Source organism: Dethiosulfovibrio peptidovorans, assembly GCA_002748665.1.
GTDB classification, from domain to species: domain Bacteria; phylum Synergistota; class Synergistia; order Synergistales; family Dethiosulfovibrionaceae; genus Dethiosulfovibrio; species Dethiosulfovibrio peptidovorans_A.
The window spans coordinates 1-15,246 of sequence record PDTB01000031.1; the positions used below are offsets into that span (position 1 = coordinate 1).

At 46.3% G+C, this 15,246-nt stretch carries 11 protein-coding genes; 4 read left to right on the forward strand and 7 right to left on the reverse strand.

From position 1 onward, the window contains the following. Nucleotides 1-1,152 precede the first annotated feature (1,152 nt). Together CSA35_08920 and CSA35_08925 are read left to right on the forward strand one after the other, a co-directional pair. Nucleotides 1,153-2,550 carry a pyridine nucleotide-disulfide oxidoreductase gene (locus tag CSA35_08920; GenBank protein ID PIE53826.1) on the forward strand — a complete coding sequence of 466 codons (1,398 nt, stop codon included), beginning with the start codon at nt 1,153-1,155 and terminating at the stop codon, nt 2,548-2,550. A gap of 145 nt (nt 2,551-2,695) precedes the next feature. Further along, on the forward strand, nt 2,696-3,724 hold the full coding sequence (locus tag CSA35_08925) for a hypothetical protein (GenBank protein ID PIE53827.1): 1,029 nt from the start codon (nt 2,696-2,698) through the stop codon (nt 3,722-3,724). A 680-nt stretch (nt 3,725-4,404) separates the two neighbouring features. On the opposite strand, the gene CSA35_08930 is transcribed toward CSA35_08925, so the two are convergent. The 4 genes from CSA35_08930 to CSA35_08945 form a co-directional block, all read right to left on the reverse strand. After that, entirely contained in the window at nt 4,405-4,833 is a 429-nt protein-coding gene (locus tag CSA35_08930) for a hypothetical protein (protein ID PIE53828.1), read from the reverse strand. After that, entirely contained in the window at nt 4,833-6,044 is a 1,212-nt protein-coding gene (locus tag CSA35_08935) for an aspartate aminotransferase (protein PIE53829.1), read from the reverse strand. Before CSA35_08935 ends, CSA35_08930 begins: the two co-directional genes overlap by 1 nt. 25 nt (nt 6,045-6,069) lie before the next feature. After that, nucleotides 6,070-7,362 carry an aminotransferase gene (locus tag CSA35_08940; GenBank protein ID PIE53830.1) on the reverse strand — a complete coding sequence of 431 codons (1,293 nt, stop codon included), beginning with the start codon at nt 7,360-7,362 and terminating at the stop codon, nt 6,070-6,072. A gap of 501 nt (nt 7,363-7,863) precedes the next feature. Further along, entirely contained in the window at nt 7,864-9,075 is a 1,212-nt protein-coding gene (locus CSA35_08945) for a dicarboxylate/amino acid:cation symporter (GenBank protein PIE53831.1), read from the reverse strand. A gap of 107 nt (nt 9,076-9,182) precedes the next feature. Between CSA35_08945 and CSA35_08950 the strand changes: the two genes are divergently transcribed. Both CSA35_08950 and CSA35_08955 read left to right on the forward strand, forming a co-directional pair. Then, nucleotides 9,183-10,154: a LysR family transcriptional regulator gene (locus CSA35_08950; GenBank protein ID PIE53832.1), complete on the forward strand. Its 972-nt coding sequence runs from the start codon at nt 9,183-9,185 to the stop codon at nt 10,152-10,154. A 558-nt stretch (nt 10,155-10,712) separates the two neighbouring features. Continuing rightward, a complete protein-coding gene (locus tag CSA35_08955) occupies nt 10,713-11,144 on the forward strand; it encodes a MarR family transcriptional regulator (GenBank protein PIE53833.1) in 432 nt (143 codons plus the stop codon). On the opposite strand, the gene CSA35_08960 is transcribed toward CSA35_08955, so the two are convergent. From CSA35_08960 to CSA35_08970, 3 genes are all read right to left on the reverse strand, one after another. Continuing rightward, the gene (locus CSA35_08960) at nt 11,141-11,800 is read right to left on the reverse strand and encodes a GntR family transcriptional regulator (protein ID PIE53834.1); all 660 of its coding nucleotides are present in this window, start codon (nt 11,798-11,800) and stop codon (nt 11,141-11,143) included. The genes CSA35_08955 and CSA35_08960 overlap by 4 nt on opposite strands. 327 nt (nt 11,801-12,127) lie before the next feature. Next, nucleotides 12,128-14,059 (reverse strand): ABC transporter ATP-binding protein, encoded by a 1,932-nt coding sequence (locus CSA35_08965; GenBank protein PIE53835.1) that lies wholly within the window; start codon nt 14,057-14,059, stop codon nt 12,128-12,130. Further along, nucleotides 14,056-15,087 carry a hypothetical protein gene (locus CSA35_08970; GenBank protein ID PIE53836.1) on the reverse strand — a complete coding sequence of 344 codons (1,032 nt, stop codon included), beginning with the start codon at nt 15,085-15,087 and terminating at the stop codon, nt 14,056-14,058. Before CSA35_08970 ends, CSA35_08965 begins: the two co-directional genes overlap by 4 nt. Nucleotides 15,088-15,246: the final 159 nt, after the last annotated feature.

The window sequence follows — 15,246 nt, forward strand, 5'->3', positions numbered from 1 at the left end:
CAGGTAATGCGGGCAGAGTCGCCGGAAGCTCTGCGGGAAGTACCGAGCGAGCCGCAACCTGTACCCGGGCAACGGGAAGGGCCTCGTTCACAAGAGGAAATCGACGCCCGGCTTGCTGAGCTGGATAGGATGTACAGAAAGGAGGCAGAGTGATCATGATTTTAGAGGGTTCGCGATATGCGCAGGTCGGGAAGGCTCTTGCGGCCATCGCTTTGATCGGCGGATTTATATATTCCTGTGTTGTTGTGAAGAAGAAGTGGTGGAAGAGAAAACGGAAGTAGATGGACGATGCCCCTCAGCTCTTTATTGGCTGGGGGGCGTTTTTTTGTATGATAAAAAAAAGACAGCAGTGGGAGAGGAACGCTGACCTTCGCTGATCAAGTTTCAAGCGATAGTCTTGACCGTACATAAAACCGTACATGAAGATTGTGCCTGACTTCGTTGGATATCTGATTGCAGTCGTTACCAAGCTTTATTTGAGTCTCCCCTCCTGCACCATTAAACAAAACACTGAATGCCATAGAACCCTATAAAACCCGCCTTGTAGCGGGTTTTCAGATTGATGACGAGATCCCGTTCTTCTCTTCAGCTAAGAAGGACGGGCTTGATTTATGTGAATGGACCTAAGTTTCTTGAAGAATAACGTGAAAGGAGGAGCTTCCTGAACAGGAGATTCCCTCTTTTTTTATTTGTAGACAACAACAGAGCTATTTATCAGTCGAGTACGATTGGAGGTGAAAAAGCCTGGAAAGGAGCGACCCGAAACGAACATTCACAAGTGCACTCAATTGACTCTCTCAGCAACAGAAGAAGATTCATCGTGGACGTCATACAGAACATATTCGAGTTGTTTTGTTAATCTAGTATTATAGTATTTTCTGGAAGACCAAAGAAAAATGTCAAGACCAAAGGCGTTATACGTATCTTGAAAGATAAGCAGCAGCAAATGAGCTCTGTCGAAATGACCTGAGGCGAGTTTCTAAGTTTTTAGAGGTCCCCTTATAGGGAAGGATACTCTGGGACCGCCTATTCGTGGATGTGTATTTGTCCCCATGGGAAAAAGCGCGGGATAACTTCCTGCGAAAGGACTTCGATGAGAGCTCTCGATGAGGTACAATAATAATATCACGTTAAAAACAAGGAGAAAGAGAGATGACATATTACGATGTGATTGTGATCGGTTTGGGGCCTGCCGGTATGGCCGTCACTGCCATGGGGGCGGCTCTTGGGCTTCGAGTTTTGGCTATTGAAAAGAACAAGGTTGGGGGCGAGTGCCTCAACTGTGGTTGTATCCCCAGTAAGGCTCTTCTTAAGGCCGCTCAGGCGTATCACGATCTTGGTCGCTTAGGATCATATGGTCTTGATGTTCAATCGACCCTTCAGGGAATGGATCCTCTTTTGATGGTTCGAGAAAAAATTGCCACTATCAACGGGAAAAAACTGATGAAGGTTTTCGAGAAAGCCACGGTGATCGACGGTGAGGCTCGTCTCGACAGTCCTGATAGTGTCCGAGTGAACAATCGGACCTATCAAGGTCGGCGAATTTTCATTGCCACAGGCACCGAACCCTTTCTTCCCCCAATCCCTGGTCTCTGCGAGATCCCGAACGTTTTGACGAATACCGATATGTTTGAGATGGAGAAGATCCCCCAATCGCTGACGATCATAGGAGGAGGAGCTATCGGGACCGAGATGGCTCAGGCTTTTTGTCGTCTCGGTGCCAAGGTCAACGTGGTTCATATGGATCCGCACCTGATACCGGCGGCGGATCGGGATGCAGCTGATCTCATTGAAAAGGTTTTAGTGGACGAGGGAGTGACTGTCCGTAACTCTGTAGCCATCAAGCAGGTGGAGTATAAAAACGGTACAGTAGTAGTTACGGCTGGTGACGAGGTCTTTAAGTCGGAGCGGCTTCTTGTTGCTGCCGGTCGAGCACCAGTTGTCGCTGAGCTTGGCCTGGAGACGGCTGGTGTGGAGTATACAAAGCAGGGCGTTGTGGTCGATCAGCATATGAGGACTACGACTAAAAACATCTATGCCGTTGGGGATTGCAACGGACAAAGCCTTTTCTCTCATGCTGCTATGCATCAGGGAATGTTGGCTCTTATGGACTCTCTCAGTCCTTTTCGTCTCTCCAGGCTTCGCAGGGATCGTTATGTAGTGCCTTGGGCTGTCTTCACCGAACCTGAGGTTGCGCAGGTTGGCCTGACCGAAGCGGAGGGAAAAGCCAAAGGCCTGTCTGTGGTCCGAAAAGAGTTCAAGAGTTACGGCAGGATGGTAGCCGACGGCCATCCTAAGGGCTTTATCAAGGTCGTGCTCGGCAAGCTGGGAAGGATATATGGGGCTACTGTGGTGGGCGAGGGGGCCAGCGATCTCATCCAGGAATGGGCCACTGTCATTCAGCAGCGGAAGGGTATGGTCAGCGTGATGATGACCCAGCATACTTTTCCCGCCGTGTGTGTGATCAACAAGATGGTGGCCGAACAATGGATGATGGAGAAATCCAGCTCTCCATATGTCAGGGGACTTATCCGCTTTTTATTGAGATAGTTAAAGGGGGTTGATATTTCCTTCCTTTTTGTAGCAATCTGATATGGAGGCAGAATGCCCTGATATATGTCGTATGAAAGCAGGGTGTATGTTGTGCAGTGTTGAAATTTTTGGAGAGATATCGGTGTATAGGAGGTCGATCTTCATGAGACGAAGAACAGGTGCTTCAGGTCTTAAAATGAAGGAGGTTCGGGGAATCGTTATTTTGGGGCTCTTCTTGATGGTGAGTTTCATGGCCCTCCCCTCTGGAGTGGCATGGGGGAACAAAAGAGCTGCCCCCCCTGAAATCCTGGAAGATACCATTATTATAGGGGATCGGGTGCTTGATATAGCCTATAGACTGGGAGTGATGCCTAAGGCTATGTCCATTCGGGGATCCGTGTGGGACAAGGCAAAGGGATTGAAAAAATGCAGTCAGATTTTGGGATGTCCTAACTATATTGTTAAAAATCCCTCAACGGTGCCCGATGCGTGTAAGAAGTTCGGAATTAGGCGTATTATCATAGAGAAGTCAGAGCCTTTCTGTCTTTATATGCCAGGAGCCTCTCCTCTCAAGGTCGTGCCTCTCCTTGCCGGAGTGGATGTTGCCATAGAGTATGTCGATATGACTAAAGGAATGGCTTCGGCTATCAAGCAAACAGCGGCTCTTCTCGGTTGTAAGGATCAAAAGGTGCAAGCCCTTTTAGAAAAATGGGACAAGCAGACTGTTGCCATTCAGAAAATGCTGCCCAAAGAGGTCAAGAAGAGTGGCAAGAAGGCCGTGGTGTTTCACGGTACCTTCCATCGCTCTTCAGGGAAGGTTGGTTTGCGGGTAGAGGCCCCGGGCTTCTATGCGGATACGTTTTTCCTGAGTAAGTTGGGGTATAGAAATGTAGGGGAGGTTTTCAATCCGAGCGGTAAAAAACCACGGAAAGGGCATTTTCAGGTCAAGAAGACTAAAAAAGGATTAGACCTCTCTCCTTTACTCCAAGAAGATCCTGACGTGATTATTGCTACAGGAGATGTTTTTGCCGTGCAGAAGGCGTTGAGGATGTACCTTCTTAAACATCCTAAGCTCGCCCAGGTAAAAGCGATTCGAAATATGGCTGTTTACGCACTCCCCGCCTATGTGGATTCAAGCCCATTGGATTATGCAAAAGCTCTCCAGAAATGGATTGCCGCACTAGAACCCTAGAAAAGTTGTAGGGGGCTTAAGCAGCAGTTGGGAACATACCACAATTGATCGTTCATCGGGAACTCTGTTATAGACGCATAAGGTCTTCAGCTCCCTAATCGTGTAAAGGCTCCAGAAGTAAGGGTGGAATTTTGGGATGTGGCATATCTCCCCTCAACAGGAGATGCCACATCCTTCCTTATTGTATCTCTTTATGGGTATTGTATCTCTTTATGGGTGAAGGAGGAGTTAGGCTCTCTTAAGCTTGTTGCTGGATACTGAGATAAATGAAGTTTGTCAGGTAGGATACACAGCATGAATCTATCCCCAATGGTGGAAGATTCACAAAGCTATAACTCTCTTGAAACGGCACCTTGCTGGCAACGGTGCAGGGGCTATGTGTGCTATGACAGCTATAGCGTGGTTCCCAAGGGAACGACACAGGAATAAGCTTGATGTATTAACGATATCGTGGCAGGCAGCAAGGCTGTATATAAGGATTTTTGCTCTCTACAAGCTACAGAGGAAGGCTCAGGAGCAAGAACGTTTTAGAGCATTTCGATCAATTGTAAGATCCGTCGGAGCTTGCAGGTACTTGCCCGACAAAAAATCGGCCCTCGCATCCATCTGATGGGACAAGAGAGCCTACTGTGTCAGAAGTTAAAGCTGAAATATGCTGAAAAGCTTTTTTTGCTTGAGGATTAGCAGGATAGAGCTGCTACTAGTTGGATTTCAACAGGGGCATTCCCTGGAAGAGAGGCGACCCCTACGGCGACCCTGCTCACAACACCGTCTTTGCCGAGCTCTTCACAAAGATATTCAGAGGCAAAGTCTGCTAGCTTTGAGTGGGCTGTGTACTTTTCTTCTGCGTTGATAAAGACCGTCATAGTTATGATCTTTGTTAGTGTTTCTCCCTCGCTAACTGCTTTTTTTGCAGCAGTTAGCGCATTTTCAGCCGCTTTCCTTACCGCATCTCGATAGTAGTCTAAAGGTTTAGAGGCGGTAACCTTGCCCACCAAAATTAAAGTGCCTTTTTCCCTCGGTGTCATGCCTGCTGTATATACGAGCGAACCGTAGCGGTTTGCGGGTATGTATCTGCCCTGAGGGATAGGATCTTCGTTATTAATCATTATTTACGATATCTTTCGAAAATAGTGAGGAGCCTTTCAATACCTGATATGGCAGCCTCGTGGTTTTGCGAGAAGTTTATTCGAAAACTATTCTCAAATTGAGGTCCAAACTCCGTCCCTGGGGTTATTATAACGTCTGCAAGATGACGGACTATTTTCACAAAGTCTTTTAGAGGTACCTCCATTGGAGGAAGCTCTGCGAAAAGGTAGCTTCCGCCTTCGGTTGTTCGGACTTTTATACCCTCTACTTTTCTAAGTTTTTCCAGGATCTCGTCACGGATAGCCTGATGTGCTGCGATTCGATGGTCTATCCAGCCTTTCGGCTCGCTGAACCACGTTGCCAGAACAGACTGGTTGTATCCACTTGCCCGGAGTGATACGATGGCCAATAGCCGTTCCATTCTGTCTATAATAGCGGGAGATCCGAATGCAACACCAAGCCTGAAGCCGCTAAGGGATTCTGTTTTAGATGGGCCGAGGATCGTTATGAGGGTGTCCGGCTTTTCTTTCTCTGCCCTGAGATGAAAATAGGGGCGATTGTCAAATATCTGTCTTGAGTAGAGTTCGTCAACTATGAGAGCAACATCATATTTCTTAGCCAGAGATGCGATTTTCCTGATCTCATCCTCAGAGTAGATCACGCCTGTGGGGTTATTCGGATTGGAGAAGAGAAACAGTCTTGTGCCAGATTTAAAAGCTTCCTCAAGGCACACCAAATCAATACCAGATCGTTTATCCGTTCCTAAAAAGTCCATCTGAATTGGGGCGAGCTGTCCTCCGAAAAACTCTACCAGTTTACGGTTAGCGAAGTAATCAGGCTCAACTATAGCGACCTTATCGCCCTCTCCGACAAGTGCCCCCATGGCGAGGAAAAGGGCACATTGTGTCCCAGGAGTGATTATTATCTCGGAATCAGAATCAACCGACGCACCTGTAAAATAGGCAATTTTTGTGGCCACATCTTCACGGATAGACCTTGCTCCCCGATATTCTGTATATGCTTGCGAGCCCCCTTTTTCAAAACCCTTCTGAAATGCATCGAATGAGCCTGGTGTAGGTTCATGGGCATTTACATCTCCATGTGAAAAATCAACAGGTGTTCCCAGGAGCCTCTCTCCTCTGATGTCAAGTTTACCTGTTCTTTGCCGTTTCTCCTGACCTGGTGCATTCTCAATGCCAATTTTTGCAAACTTATCGTCTAATTTTGACACACAAGACCCCTCCTGACATTATTTCTTACATATTTTCAACTATTTTCTTGGTGATCTTCAAAAAATCTGTAATATCTTCTTCCGAGTTACAGTGAAGAGGAGTTATCCTGGCTATGCTATCTATGCCAAGGGAGTCTAACATTCTTTTAGAGTAAAGACTTTTAGCTGTCCGCTCGCATATTAAGATGCCTTTTTCCCTAAGAGCTTTAATAAAAGGGGTGATGTCCTTCCCAATGATGGAAATAGCTACAAGTAGGTCTTTGTTGTCGTAATCGCCTGTTTGAAAATGGACTTGAATTTTTTTTATTTTACTTAATCCTTCAGCCTTGTCCGTGCCATTGATCAAGGCGTTCATCAAAGCTCTTTCCTGAAGGGTAATTCTGTTCATGCCCTCCGTAAAAAGATCTCTAGAGCTGTCTTTTTTAACATATTGAGCGCCTATCCATTTTACGTAATTTATTACCTCGGAAAATGCTGCAAAGTGTGCTGTTGCAGGACTTCCCAATGCCCATACAGTCTTGTTTTTTGCCTTCAGTTTGTCGTGTGGAAGCAAGGCCAGTCTTTCAGAGATATAACCAAATCCAATACCTCGACAGCTAAAAAACTTGTAGGGAGCGAGGGAAATTCCATCAATATTTAAATTTTTAAGGTCAACTGATCCATGTTGGATATGTTGCACTGCATCAATAGTGATGTAAAGATCAGGTTTTATTAATTTTGCCTGATTTATTATTGATTTTATGTCAAGAACAGCTCCGGATATGTTTGATGCGTAAATAATGTTGAGAAGACAGGTGTTTTTATCTACGAGTTTAATGACATTGTCTACATCTATGTTCCCTGAGACTGGATTAGACCGAGCGATTCGAAGTTCTTTCCCGACTTTTTCTGCACATATCTCGCATACATCAAAGGAAGAAGGATGCTCAAGAATAGTAGTGACTATATTATCTCCAGGGACATTTTCAATAACAGTCCTTATCATTTTAAAGTTAATCTGTGATGCGGTTAAATCCGTAAGGAGAAACCCATTTTCTACATTCAGCATTGTCTCTATGTCTTTTTTACATTTTTTAGAGATTTGAGACATGTATTCTGCCACATCGTAGTCCCTTTCAGGACAGTCAGGAATGGCATTCATGGAGGAAAAAACGTCGTTAGATTCTTTAAGTCTCAGTGCACCTCCTGCATTGTCAAAGAATAAGCGTTTTTTACCGTTTAAAGGGTGTTTCCGCAAAAAAAGAAACTTTTCCTCGATCTTTTCTTGAAGAGGATTTTCGAAAAATTTTCCCATTGGATGCTCTTTTATGTCTATCATTAAATAAGCTCCTTTCTACATATTTGCACTAAATTCCATGGTGGGTCTGAAGTTTTAGGAAGGTAGGGATTATTTGTTAGATGCCATAATTCAACCCCTCAAGCAGTTCCTCTCTACTGTTGTTCTGGAACTTGAAGATCTGATCTAAAGCAAGGGACTCATATCCCGTCTCAAAATGGATTGTATCCCTGCTTGTTTTGTGTAACGTAGAAGTATCTATCCCCAAGTGAGTTTAGAGAGTTCTGTTGTGTCTCTTGAGTTAGCAGGTTCGCTATCATACTTCTTAAAATAACCCCGATCAAACTCCTGTTCTTTTATTTTACATACCATGGAGCTGCATTTATTAATCGTAACTTTAGTTAAAAAATATTATAAATAAATTTATCTTATGAATCTTCACTTTTTTCTGGTTTTGTATATTAACGCCAATGAATGGTTTTACTTCACGCTGAAAATAATGTTTTTTACTTAAGTTACAAGATAAAATTTCTTTAGATATTATCAGTTTTTTTGTTTTTCCATCTTGTTTCCTAGCCTCGCAGAACAAGCTCTTGTTACCACCAAATCTCCTGTAATATTTGCTGTCGTGTGCGCAATGTCAATTACGGGCCATATTGCAGCGAGGATAGGAACGAGCTCTAAAGGCATGTTTAAAGATTCAAAAAGGACAGCGGACATAACAATTCCAGCACCTTTTACTCCTGCTGCTCCAACTGCCAAAACAAGGCCTAAGAAAACTACTTTTGTAAGCAATAGTGGTGTTATTTCAAATCCATAAATATCAAATGAAAATACTGATATAACTCCTAGTGCGACGGCCATACCGTTCATATTTACGGTGCTGCCTAAGGGGAGAGCAAATCCGAAAATAGAAGGATGGATTCCCATTTTGTGTTCGGCTATATCCAAAGAGATTGGTAAGGTGGCTGCACTAGAAGTAGTGGTTGCAGCAACAAGCATTGCAGGAGATATTGTCTTAAAGAAGTTGAAAACTGGAACTTTAGCCCATCTCAAGATCAATGGATAGGCCGATATAAATACAATGAAAATTGATAAATAATCAGTCACTATAAATTTAATTACAGCGAGCACCATTTTATCGCTTATAGTTCCAACTAAAACGGCAACAAGAGCTCCTATACCATAGGGGGATATTGACATTACAAAATCTGTGATTTTTATCATCACATCAGCACCATTGGTAACAAAATTAGCCATAAGTTTTGCTTTTTCTCCTAGCAGAAGAATTGCTAGGCCAAAAAGGATTGCAAAGAAGATTATCTGGATCATGCTCATATTTGCCATAGCTGCAACAGGATTTGTAGGAATCCAGTTCAAAATGGTGTCTACAAAAGAATACTTTGCGACAGATATTTCTTTTGCAGATCCAAGGATACCTTCGATACCTTGCCCAGGTCGTATAGTTAGGGCAACGACAGTTCCTATAAAGGCCGCGAGCAGAGAAGTCAGTGCATAAAAAGTAACAACGAACCCTCCAATTTTACGAAGATTTCTTGGAGTTTCCATTTTTGTTATTCCAGAGGATATGGTGAAGAAAACCAGAGGTACGATAAGCATTTTTAAGAGCCTGATAAAAGCGTCCCCTATGGGTTTGAGCTTTACAGCGTCAGGTCCCATAAAATAGCCTATACCAGCACCAAGAATTATCATTAAGAATATTTTCTTATGAAGAGGCATTTTTACCCAGAACATTTTTACACGCCCTTTCTGGAGTAGGATGATTGAATTTTCTAATTAGAACTGTACTACGCGTGATTGATATATTCAAATACCAATAGTACAATGAGATATATATATTTATGTTTATATGGAGGGACTCTATGTTTCGAGCTATGAAATATGCGTACGAGATATCAAAGGAAAAGAGTTTTTCGAAGGCAGCAAAAAAACTTTTTATATCTCAACCGTCCCTAAGCATAACCATCAAAAAACTTGAAAGAAATTTGGGGGTCACTCTTTTTGACAGGAGTTCTATGCCGATTCAGCTTACAGAAGCAGGTCAAGTCTATATGGAGATGGCAGGGCAAATAATTGCAATTCAAGACAATATGGAGTCCTATGTCAAAGACTATACAGAACTAAAAACAGGAACTCTTGCCTTAGGTGCACCGCATACTTTTTCTTCTTTGTTTATGCCTGTTTTTATTCGTGCCTTCTCAAAAAAATATCCAGGGGTGAAAATTACACTTGACGAGGCAGATACGATGACTCTTCAGAAAAAGTTATTGAATAATGATGTTGATATTGTAATAGACACATGCGATTTTGACGGAAAGTTCTTCTTGTCTTATCCTATTATAGAAGAAAGGATTCTTTTGATGGTGCCTAAAGATAATAAAATAAATAATAAGCTATTAAAATATAGATTTTCAATCTATGATTTACAGAATGATTATGAGATTGTCAAGGGTAAGGATCCGGTGCCACTGAGCTATTTTAAAGAAGAGCTGTTTATTATGTTGCATAAGGGGCATGACGTGCATAAAAGAGGTATGGATGTGTGTGCGCAATACGGTTTTTATCCCAATGTATATATGTATCTCAATCAGCTTATGTCTTGTTACTATATGTCCAATGAGGGGATAGGTATTACCTTCATATCAGATACTATTGTTAAAATGATTCATGTAAAAAGTGACAATGTATTTTTGTATAAACTTAATAACAAAACATCTCAAAGAAATATATTAATGGCGCACAAGAAAAGTCGACATATGTCAAAAGCGGCAAGAGAGTTTATGAGGGTTGCTGTCAATGAAAGTGTGTTATAGATGAATTTTTGGGGTAATGTCGTCCGTCAGATGGAGACGAATTTAATAACTTGAAAGGTATTGATTTGGTAAAATGGGATATCGAAGGGTAGGAAGCGCATAAGGCGAATGATTCTCTTTTGTTCTTTCGAGGAAAATACCAGAAGGGGCGCTGGGATCATCTCTCGGGCTCTGACATGTGAGACGGTAGAGGTGACAACCGTATCTTCAAGAGTTCGCCGTTGAACTGAATCTGTACAATATGATCGTCCTGTGTGGTCCTGTTTAGGCGCGGAGCATCGCTCCTCCCATACGCACTCTTTTATAAAAGGGGTTTTCTACTACGGAATAAGGACATGGAGTGCTTTTGTTGTCACAAGGAAGGCTCTGGGGCATGATCGGGAAGGCTCTGTCTCGTCGAACGGTACAGTCGGTTCTTATTCGCAATTGACTGCCCATTGTGAACTGTCTCAGCCTGGGTATTTGGCTTACAGTGATTCTCAAGTCATTTGATTTTGAGGAGGCGATGTGGTATAACCTCTGCCGTTAAACGTATGGTTACGACATGGAGGTGCCTGAATGGGTACGGACAAAGGCGGTATGAATGATCCTATGACGAGCGTGTTTGCGGAGTTTTGTGAGCGTTTTGCTTGTTGGGAGAGTGCAGTTGCTAAGCTTGGACCTTTATCTCCGGCTCAGATGAGAACCGTGGGCGTTATCGGGAGAAATAAGAACCTTCGAATGAAGGACATTGCCGAAAAGATGGAGCTGACCACCGGCACCGTGACTGTCATGGTGGATCGTCTTCAGGATATGGGTTTTGTGGAGCGGTGTCGGAACGAGAGTGACCGAAGGTCCTACAAGATCGTCCTCTCTCCCAAGGGGGAACGGTATTTTCAGGAGCATGTTCGCCGCCAGGAGAGCCTGGTTACGAAACTTACGTTGGGGCTCAAGGACGACGAGCGGAGACTCCTCCTCAACTCTCTGAGACGTTGTATAGCCTCGTTTTAAGCGAGGTTCACTTCGGGCGTCAGGCCCTCGCATGAGACGGCGAGGTGGTCCTTCATCAATCGGACTGCCTTGTCGTTGTCGTGGTCGGAAAGAGCGCCCAAGAGAGCTCGGTGTTCGTCGAGGCTTGGGTTTGAGCTGAAGTTAAAAAATTGCTCGTAAAAGACCATATACACGTATGTTCTGGAGAGGACGTTATCCACGTAATCGGCCAGAACCATATTCCCCGATGCCTCCGCGATGATCCTATGAAAAGCGTTGTTGACCTCCAGGTACGCTTCCAGATCCCGATCCCGAAAGCTCTGTTCTTCTAATTCGATCTGTTCTTCCAAACGACAGATTTGCAAGGGCGTGATCCGGTGGGCTGCCTTTTCAACGGCGAGACACTCCAGATATTCGCGAACCTCGTAGGTGTTCTCGATTTCCTCCCTTGTAGGAGCTGTGAGTCTGGCACCGCCGCCAGGGATCAGTTGAACGATCCCCTCGGTCGCCAACCTCCGAAGGGCCTCGCGGACGGGGGTCCGGCTGACGTCCAACTGTTTAGCGATGGTAGTCTCTGGGAGTCGCTGCCCTGCCTTGAGCTTTTTCGTGAGAATCTGACGTCGAAGTTCGTCGTAGACCTGTTCCGATGTTGTCGTGTAAAGAACGGTTTTTTTCATGATCCTTGCCTCCCCTAAAAACACGATGAATTATACAAAAAAGCCCTCCTCATGACAAGGGAGGGTTTTTCAGACAGTTGCCCTCCCGCCTCGGCTTTGGAGCTGTACGTACACGTTTGGGTGAGACAGAGCTCTGGCGGAACGAGCCGAGGCTGGGAGACTCAGATGTAGGCTTTTAGAGGTGCCCTTGTTTGAATTTTACAACCGCTATACCGCTTATTGTGTGTCATACCCACTACGTGTTTTTTGAATAGAACACATGAACAGATGACAGAAGGAGGAGCCGCCCCGAAGCGCGAAGCGACTCCTCCTGTCGTTTTAGCATCTTCAATCCCTTGTCTCGATGGTCTGGATGGTCTCCATGAGTTCTTCCCATCGGACCATGATCCGTGCCAGACGATCCTCCACGGACGCCAGGTCTGTCATGAGTTCTTGGACGAGGCTCGACCGTCCCAGGGTTTGGGGATCGCAGAGTTTCTGGTGAAGGAGACCCTTGTCTTCTTCCAGCTGTGAGATGTCGGTCTCCACTCGCTCAAGCTCGTCGAGAAAGGGCTTTTTCTCACGATAGAGGCGGTTTCGTCGCTCGGCTGCAGTGCGTTTGGAGCTTCCCTTTTTGGTTACCCCGGAGGAGGGTTGGTTGGCCTGTTCATTTGCCAGGATTTGCTCCCGCCTTGCGACGAAGGCGCTATAGTTGCCCTGATAGTCATGAAGGTGCCCTTTTCGGATCTCCAGGACCCGACTCACCAGGTTATCCAGAAAAAAACGGTCGTGAGATACGATAAGCATGGTTCCATCGTACTTCAGGAGAGCTCGCTGAAACAGCTCTTTTGTGGTCATGTCCAAGTGGTTAGTGGGCTCGTCCAGGATGAGGAAATTTGTCTCCTGAAGAAGAAGCTTCACGAGAGCCACCCGTGATTTTTCTCCCCCCGAGAGGATTGAGATGGGTTTGTGAATGTCGTCGCCGGGGAAAAGAAAGGCCCCGAGCAGAGAGCGTTTCCCCTCGGGCGAAAGTCGATCCAATGTCCTGTCTACCTCCTGCCAGACAGTGTTACCGTAGTCCAAGTTCAAGCTGCTTTCTTGGGAGAAGAACCCCATGGATACGTGGTAGCCTAGCTCAACGATCCCTCGGTCGGGAGTTTCCTGAGCGGCGATGAGCCGGGAGAGCGTAGATTTACCTGCGCCGTTGACTCCCACCAGGGCAATTTTCTCGCCTCGAGTGATCTGGAGGTCCAGATCCTGAAAGACGGAGAGGTTGCCGTAGGATTTTGAGAGCCCCACAGCACTCACCACGGTATGTCCGCTGCGGGGGCAGGAAGGAAAGGCGATGGAGACGGATTTGTTCGGTCCTCTCAGAGCAACGGCTTCCATCCGTTCCAGTTTTTTAACCCGGCTCTGGACGAGGGATGCCTTGGATGCCTTGGAGCGAAACCGGTCGATGAAGTCCCTTGTCCTTTCAATCTCGGCCTGTTGTCGTGAACGTGCCCGCTCCCTCCGTTCCTCAAGGGCGGCGCTCTCCTCCAGGTAGCGAGAAAAATTGCCTCGGTAGACGGTGATGGAGCCGTCGGCGAGTTCAGCGATGGACGTCATGATTTTGTCCATGAATCGTCGATCATGGGAGATCGCTACGACCGTTCCCGAAAAACCGCCCAGCCAGCCTTCAAGCCATTCCATGCTCTCGGTATCCAGGTGATTGGTGGGCTCGTCCAGAAGGAGTACGTCAGGACGGCTGAGAAGTGCGCCGGCTAGGGCGATGCGCATCTTCCATCCTCCCGAGAAATGAGAGATGGGACGGTCGCTGTCCTCAGACTTGAAGCCCAGGCCCTTCATAGCTTTCTGTGCCATGGCGTCGAAAGAATGACCTCCGGCCATCTCGTAGGCGGCCATGGCCCGTTCGTATCGTTCCATGGCTTGATTTTGATCTCGACTGTCTGATTGGGCCTCGCTCAGATCTGCCTCGGCTCGGCGAAGGGTTGACTCCAGATCGTCAATCCCGGCCTCCTGCCTGATGTAGGCCAACACTGAGATGTCTGGAAGCTCGTGGAGATCCTGGGGCAGGTAGCCCACTCGTGCGGACGAGGGCAGAGAGGCTGTCCCCTCGTCAACCTCAACCATGCCGAGAAGCACTCGGAGCAGGGTGGTCTTACCCGAGCCGTTTGCTCCCACTAACCCGACCTTACTTCCGTCGGGTATACGCCAGGAAAGACCATCATAGAGCTTCCGCCCGCCCAGGGTGAGCCTCAGGTTACCCATGTCGATCATGAATTTTCGAGAGCCTTGGTTCCGTGCTTGTTAGCCTTGCATTTCTCCAGATCCAGATAATAGCGTCTTTTGGCGTTATCCAGTTCTTGGGCCATTTTATTTTCAACCTCTTTTTTCTCAATCTGAAGCTGACGCTTGAATTCGGCCTCCATCTGAGATATTTTATGGTCTCTTAGGGAAAGCTCTCGAACTCCCTGCGCCAGTTCCTTCTCTAAGGAGGCGATCCGATCACTCTTCTGGCGCTCCAGCGCGACAAGCTCTTTTCTCGCTTTTTGTTCCAGTGCTCGCATGTGTTCCTGAGAGCGTCGTTCGGACGCTTTGAGTTGCTCCTGAAGGGCCATGGATTCTCGGGCTATCTGCTCCCGAAGTCCCTTTTTCTCTGCGTTTATCCTATCCATCTCCTCGGTAAGGGAGCGTTTTTCCCTCCCGAGCCGTTCCCGAAGGTTCACCTCTTCCGAGTTTTGTTCCGTCAACTGGTGAATCCGATTCTCCAGGGAGGTCTGGACATCTCTGAATCGGGTCTTCTCCTGGGCAAAATGTTTTTGAAGTTCCTCTATCCGTCCTAAGTGGAGCCCCTCCAGTTTTTTGATCTCGCTTCGAAGGCCCTCGAGTTCTTGGAGGAGGGAGTAACGCTGCTCCTTGAGGCTTTCATTCTCTTTTTGGAGCTCCTCCAATCTTTTCAAGCCAGCCTGGGCTCGAGTCAGTTCGTTCTGCAGGTCCTGACACGCCCCCTCTGATCGCCGCCGTGCGCTTTCGCAGTCCTCTCGAATGGCCTCCAGAGAGCTGTGGTCGTTTTGGAGCAGTTTTAGTTGATTCGTGAGATCGGCCATCTGGCGATCTTGGGTATTCAGGGTATATTGGAGCTCTCGGATCTCTTTTTCCCTGTCCTCCAGCTCTTCGTAGATTCTCTGTTGGAAAAGTGTAGCTGCATGTCCTAGGTTGTTTAGGGCATCGTTCAGCATCTTTCCGTCCTCACTTTCCCGAAAGAGCGCTGTTTGGGGAAGGAGAGTATCGTCGTGTTCGGTCATTGTTTATCACCTCAAAGTCTTCCGTAAATCGAATCGCGTGACTTTCATTATACCAACGGTTTGTTTTTTTTTGCCCTGTCGGGACGTATAAATACGATGGATTTTGCTCTGGCGTTGAGAGGCGACGATGTACAGAGAGCCGATGTAACGGTGTGTTGA

Coding starts and splice junctions, on each gene's coding strand:
- CSA35_08920 (PIE53826.1), top strand. CDS start 1,153: ATGACATATTACGATGTGATTGTGATCGGTTTGGGGCCTGCCGGTATG.
- CSA35_08925 (PIE53827.1), top strand. CDS start 2,696: ATGAGACGAAGAACAGGTGCTTCAGGTCTTAAAATGAAGGAGGTTCGG.
- CSA35_08930 (PIE53828.1), bottom strand. CDS start 4,833: ATGATTAATAACGAAGATCCTATCCCTCAGGGCAGATACATACCCGCA.
- CSA35_08940 (PIE53830.1), bottom strand. CDS start 7,362: ATGATAGACATAAAAGAGCATCCAATGGGAAAATTTTTCGAAAATCCT.
- CSA35_08945 (PIE53831.1), bottom strand. CDS start 9,075: ATGTTCTGGGTAAAAATGCCTCTTCATAAGAAAATATTCTTAATGATA.
- CSA35_08950 (PIE53832.1), top strand. CDS start 9,183: ATGTTTATATGGAGGGACTCTATGTTTCGAGCTATGAAATATGCGTAC.
- CSA35_08955 (PIE53833.1), top strand. CDS start 10,713: ATGGGTACGGACAAAGGCGGTATGAATGATCCTATGACGAGCGTGTTT.
- CSA35_08960 (PIE53834.1), bottom strand. CDS start 11,800: ATGAAAAAAACCGTTCTTTACACGACAACATCGGAACAGGTCTACGAC.
- CSA35_08965 (PIE53835.1), bottom strand. CDS start 14,059: ATGATCGACATGGGTAACCTGAGGCTCACCCTGGGCGGGCGGAAGCTC.
- CSA35_08970 (PIE53836.1), bottom strand. CDS start 15,087: ATGACCGAACACGACGATACTCTCCTTCCCCAAACAGCGCTCTTTCGG.